This is a genomic window from Neisseria sp. P0001.S005, assembly GCF_051963715.1.
Genome location: NZ_JBQCTZ010000222.1, coordinates 1 through 5,359, shown reverse-complemented (window position 1 = coordinate 5,359; position 5,359 = coordinate 1). Strand labels below are relative to the sequence as shown.

Here is a 5,359-nt window from a genome sequence, read left to right as displayed (position 1 = left end):
TTGACACAGCGGGCACTCCGGCCACTACGCCGAGCAACAAAGTGAATCTGGTGGGCACAGGCGGCCCGGTAACCTTGGGTAACGTCGCTGCAGGTGCGGTTAACGCGACCAGTACCGATGCCGTGAACGGCAGCCAACTGTTTGCGACCAACCAAAACGTAGCCAACAACGCCGCCAATATCGCCAAAGGCATCAACTTCGGCGGTACGACCGGCAGCAAAAACTACGTATTGGGCGACACCATCAATGTCAAAGGCGACAGCAACATCATCAGCGAAACCGTAGCCGGTGGTGCACAGCTGAAACTGGCAGATGTGTTGAATGTCGGTCAAGCGGCTCCGGTGAAAATCGATGGCAATAAAGGCGAAGTCAGCGGCTTGAGCAATACGACTTTGGGTGGCAGCGACTTTGCCCAAGGCAAACGTGCGGCGACTGAAGAGCAGCTGAATGCAGCCCAAGATCAGTTGGTGAATGTATTGGGTGGCAATGCGGCCAATAATGGCGGCAACATCAGCATGACCGATATTGGCGGTACTGGTGAGAACAACATCCATGATGCGATTAAAGCCGTCAATGCAACTGCCAATCTGCCTTTGACTTTCGGCGGCGACAGCGGCAAAGATGTTGAACGCAAACCGGGTACGAAGCTGAATATTGTTGGCGGTCAAACCGATGCAGCCAAACTTTCAGACGGCAATATCGGTGTTGTAGCGAATGGCTCTGATAAGTTGGAAGTCAAATTGGCTAAAGACTTGGCAGTTGACAGCGTGAAAGCCGGCGATACCACCGTCAATACTGATGGCGTGAAAGTTGGTGATGTCAACCTGACTAAAGCCGGCTTGAACAACGGCGGCAACAAGATTACCAACGTTGCAGCCGGTACCGATGATACTGATGCGGTGAATGTTGCTCAGTTGAACAAAGCTGCGGCTGCGGCTAAGACCGAAGTCGTTCAAGGCGATAACATTGTTGTTACTCAGAATGTCGGCGCCAATGGCCAAACCATTTACAAAGTGGCTACCGATAAAAACCTGAAAGTTGACAGCGTTACCGCAGGTGATACCGTGATGAATAATGACGGTGTAAAAGTCGGCGATGATGTTGCATTGAACAAAGACGGCTTGAAAGCAGGCGATGTGAACCTGACCAAAGCTGGCTTGAACAATGGCGGCAACAAGATTACCAACGTTGCGGCCGGTACGGATGACGCCGATGCGGTTAATGTTTCTCAACTGAAACAAGCTGCGACGGCATCTAAAACTGAAGTCGTTCAAGGTAAGAACATCGTTGTGACTGAAAAAACAGGTGACAAAGGTCAGACTGTTTATGAAGTTGCTACCGATAAAGACTTGGACGTTGACAGCGTGAAAGCCGGTGATACTACTGTTAATAATGATGGTGTGAAAGTTGGTGATGATGTTGCATTGAACAAAGACGGCTTGAAAGCAGGCGATGTGAACCTGACTAAAGACGGCTTGGACAATGCGGGTAACAAAGTGACCAACGTAGCCGACGGCGACCTCAATGCCAACAGCAAAGATGCCGTTAACGGCAGCCAACTGTTTGCGACCAACCAAAACGTAGCCAACAACGCTGCGACTATCGCCAAAGGCATCAACTTCGGCGGTACGACCGGCAGCAACAACTATGCATTGGGCGACACCATCAATGTCAAAGGCGACAGCAACATCATCAGCGAAACCGTAGCCGGTGGTGCTCAACTGAAGTTGGCTGACGAGATTAGCGTGAAGACAGTGAATGCCGATACCTTCAAAGCAGGCGATACTGTAATGAATAACGACGGCATGAAAGTCGGCGATAAAGTTGCGTTGAACAAAGACGGTCTGACCGCAGGCAACACCGTGGTCAACAACGATGGCGTAACCATCGCTGCACCGACTGAAAACAATCCGAACAACCAAGTCAAACTGTCTCCTGTCGGTCTGAACAACGGCGGCCAACGCATTACCAATGTGGCTCCGGGTAAAGACGGTACAGACGCGGCAAACGTGAACCAGTTGATTGGTTTGGGCAACGAATTGCAAAACAACATCAACCAAGTAGGTAAGAAAGCCTACGCGGGTGTGGCCGGTGCGATTGCCCAAGGCTCGATTCCGCAAGTAACCAGTCCGGGTGAGACCGGTATCGGTGTCGGCAGCGGCTACTACGGCGGTCAGTCTGCCATGGCTATCGGCGTATCTGCGATGAGTGACGGCGGCAACTGGATTGTCAAAGGCAACTTCTCGGCCAATACCGACGGTCATGTCGGTGTCGGTGTCGGTGCGCTGTATAAGTGGTAAGTTGGCAATGACAGGCAACTAGATTTACTGCCTGAATAGGGAGGCCGTCTGAAATTTTAGGTTTCAGACGGCCTTTTTTTCTGAAAACACTTGAATTTAGACTATCTGAAACGATATGCTTCATCTATTTACCGCATGACTCTGAAAGAGAACAAATGAGCAAAACCATCCATTATTTGAAAGACTACGCCGCGCCAGCGTACCGTATTCTGAAAACCGACCTGCATTTCGATATTTTAGAACCGCAAACCATCGTCAAATCCAGTCTGACCGTTCAACCTGAAAGAGCAGGAGAGCCATTGGTATTGGATGGTTCGGCAAAACTGCTGTCTGTGAAAGTAAACGGCCGGGCCGTAGATTATGTGTTGGAAGACGAAAAACTGACGATTGCCGGCGTGCCGTCTGAAAACTTCACGCTGGAAGTGGAAACTGAAATTCTACCGGCTGAGAACAAATCTTTGATGGGTCTGTATGCTTCCGGTGGCAACCTGTTCACACAATGCGAACCGGAAGGTTTCCGCAAAATTACGTTTTACATCGACCGTCCAGATGTCATGTCTAAATTTACCACCACAATCGTTGCAGACAAAAAACGCTATCCGGTGTTGCTGTCTAACGGCAATAAAATCGATGGCGGCGAGTTTTCAGACGGCCGTCATTGGGTGAAATGGGAAGACCCGTTTGCCAAACCGAGCTATCTCTTTGCTTTGGTAGCTGGCGATTTGGCAGTAACGGAAGATTATTTTACGACCATGAGCGGCCGTAAGGTCAAAATCGAGTTCTATACCACGGAGACAGATAAACCTAAAGTAGGGTTTGCCGTGGAATCGTTGAAAAATGCGATGAAATGGGACGAAACACGCTTCGGTTTGGAATACGACTTGGATATTTTCATGGTCGTTGCCGTGGGCGATTTCAATATGGGCGCAATGGAAAACAAAGGTTTGAATATTTTCAACACCAAGTTTGTGCTGGCCAACAGCTGTACCGCGACCGATACTGATTTTGAAGGCATCGAATCTGTTGTCGGCCACGAATATTTCCATAACTGGACGGGCAACCGCGTGACCTGCCGCGATTGGTTCCAATTGTCGCTGAAAGAAGGTTTGACCGTATTCCGTGATCAAGAGTTTTCTGGCGACCGAGCCAGCCGCGTGGTACGCCGTATCGACAATGTCCGCATGCTGCGCTTGTTCCAATTCCCTGAAGATGCAGGCCCGACTGCGCATCCTGTCCGCCCGGCCAGCTATGAAGAGATGAACAACTTCTACACCATGACCGTCTATGAAAAAGGTGCGGAAGTGGTGCGCATGTATCACACCTTGCTTGGGGAAGAAGGCTTCCAAAAAGGCATGAAGCTGTATTTCCAACGCCACGACGGACAGGCTGTGACTTGTGATGATTTCCGTGCCGCAATGGCAGACGCAAACGGTATCAATCTTGATCAGTTCGCCTTGTGGTACAGCCAAGCCGGTACGCCGGTTTTAGATGCTCAAGGCCGTCTGAAAGATGGTGCGTTTGAATTGACCATCAAACAAACTATTCCGGCCACGCCCGATATGGCGGACAAACAGCCGATGATGATTCCGGTTAAAACCGGTTTGCTGAACGAAAAAGGCGAAGCGGTTGAGTTTGAATATCAAGGCAAACGTGTGAAAGAGGCGGTTTTGGTATTGACTGAAGCCGAGCAGACTTTTGTGTTGGGCGGCGTCAATGAGCCGGTTATCCCGTCTCTGTTGCGTGACTTCTCTGCACCGGTTACCCTGAACTATCCGTACAGCGAGCAAGAATTGGCCACGTTGTTGGCGGCAGATGAAAATGAGTTTGCCCGTTGGGAGGCTGCTCAAACCCTGTATCATCGCGCCATTAACGCCAACCGTCAGGCATTGGCGGAAGGCCGTCCTTTGCCGGAACACAAAGCATTGATGGATGCTTTGGCTTTGGTGGTTTCCGGTGACTTTGATCCGGCATTCCGTGCCATTTTGCTGCAAATGCCGTCTGAAACCGATGTATGGGCGGAAGAAGAAAATATTGACCCGATTCAGGTTCATCAGGCGCGTGAAGCCTTGCTCAATGCCGTTGCCGTCAAGTTCCTGCCTCAATGGCGCGAGCTGAACCGTCAAGCTGCCGAGCAAGAAAACCAAGCTGATGCCGCTGTGCGTTATGAATACAGCCCGGAATTGGCCGGCTGGCGTACTTTGCGCAATGCTTGCAGGGCATTTATCCTTCGTGCTGACGCTGCGCATATCGAACACGTTGCGGAGAATTACGAAGCAATGGCGCAAAACATGACCCACGAATGGGGTATCTTATCCGCAATTAACAGCAATGAAAGCGAAATCCGCGATCGTTTGTTGACACAATTTGCCGATAAATTTGCCGATGATGCTTTGGTAATGGACAAATATTTTGCCCTGATTGCCTCAAGTCGCCGCAAAGATACTTTACAGCAAGTTCAGACGGCCTTGAATCATCCTAAGTTCAGTATTGAAAATCCAAATAAGGCCCGTTCTTTATTGATGAGCTTCAGTCGTAATATTCCGCACTTCCATGCAGAAGATGGTAGTGGATACCGTTTTGTTGCCGATAAAGTGATGGAAATCGACCGCTTCAATCCGCAAGTTGCCGCCCGATTGGTGCAGGCTTTCAACATCTGCAACAAATTGGAAGCCAACCGCAAAGCCGTCATGACCAAAGAATTGCAACGCATCCATGCACAAGAAGGTTTGTCCAAAGATGTGGGTGAGATTGTCGGTAAGATTCTGAATGAAAAATAAAGCTTGTCTGTTAACCTTATTGTAATTTGGCAATAAGGATAGGCAGACTAAAGGCCGTCTGAAACCGATTGGTTTCAGACGGCCTTTTTATATATCAACGCTTAAATTAATTTTCGTTGAGGATAGTGAATAAGAATAAAAAAAGAGCCTGCATAAAACAGGCTGTAGGAAAACGTTGCGTTGTTTACACCACAGGTTGAGAATGAAGCCTGCAAGACCTCAAACGGCGTATCGCCGTTCAAACTGCGGTGCGGCTTCACAGTGTTATAGAAATTAACAAAG

Annotated in this window: 2 protein-coding genes and 1 pseudogene; 2 read left to right on the top strand and 1 reads right to left on the bottom strand. The window is 49.4% G+C overall.

The window, feature by feature from the left end:
- Together ACTHSP_RS17445 and pepN are read left to right on the top strand one after the other, a co-directional pair.
- Nucleotides 1-2,300: YadA family autotransporter adhesin (locus tag ACTHSP_RS17445; protein ID WP_440346547.1), on the top strand; the 2,300-nt coding region annotated here is incomplete at its 5' end.
- A 155-nt stretch (nucleotides 2,301-2,455) separates the two neighbouring features.
- The gene (gene pepN / locus ACTHSP_RS17440; RefSeq protein WP_049350908.1) at nucleotides 2,456-5,077 is read left to right on the top strand and encodes an aminopeptidase N; all 2,622 of its coding nucleotides are present in this window, start codon (nucleotides 2,456-2,458) and stop codon (nucleotides 5,075-5,077) included.
- A 101-nt stretch (nucleotides 5,078-5,178) separates the two neighbouring features.
- Here pepN and ACTHSP_RS17435 read toward each other — a convergent pair.
- Nucleotides 5,179-5,359 (bottom strand): annotated as a pseudogene (locus ACTHSP_RS17435) (hypothetical protein); the annotation flags it as partial.

Excerpts from the sequence above, each read along its gene's own strand:
- pepN (WP_049350908.1), top strand. The coding sequence starts at position 2,456 with ATGAGCAAAACCATCCATTATTTGAAAGACTACGCCGCGCCAGCGTAC.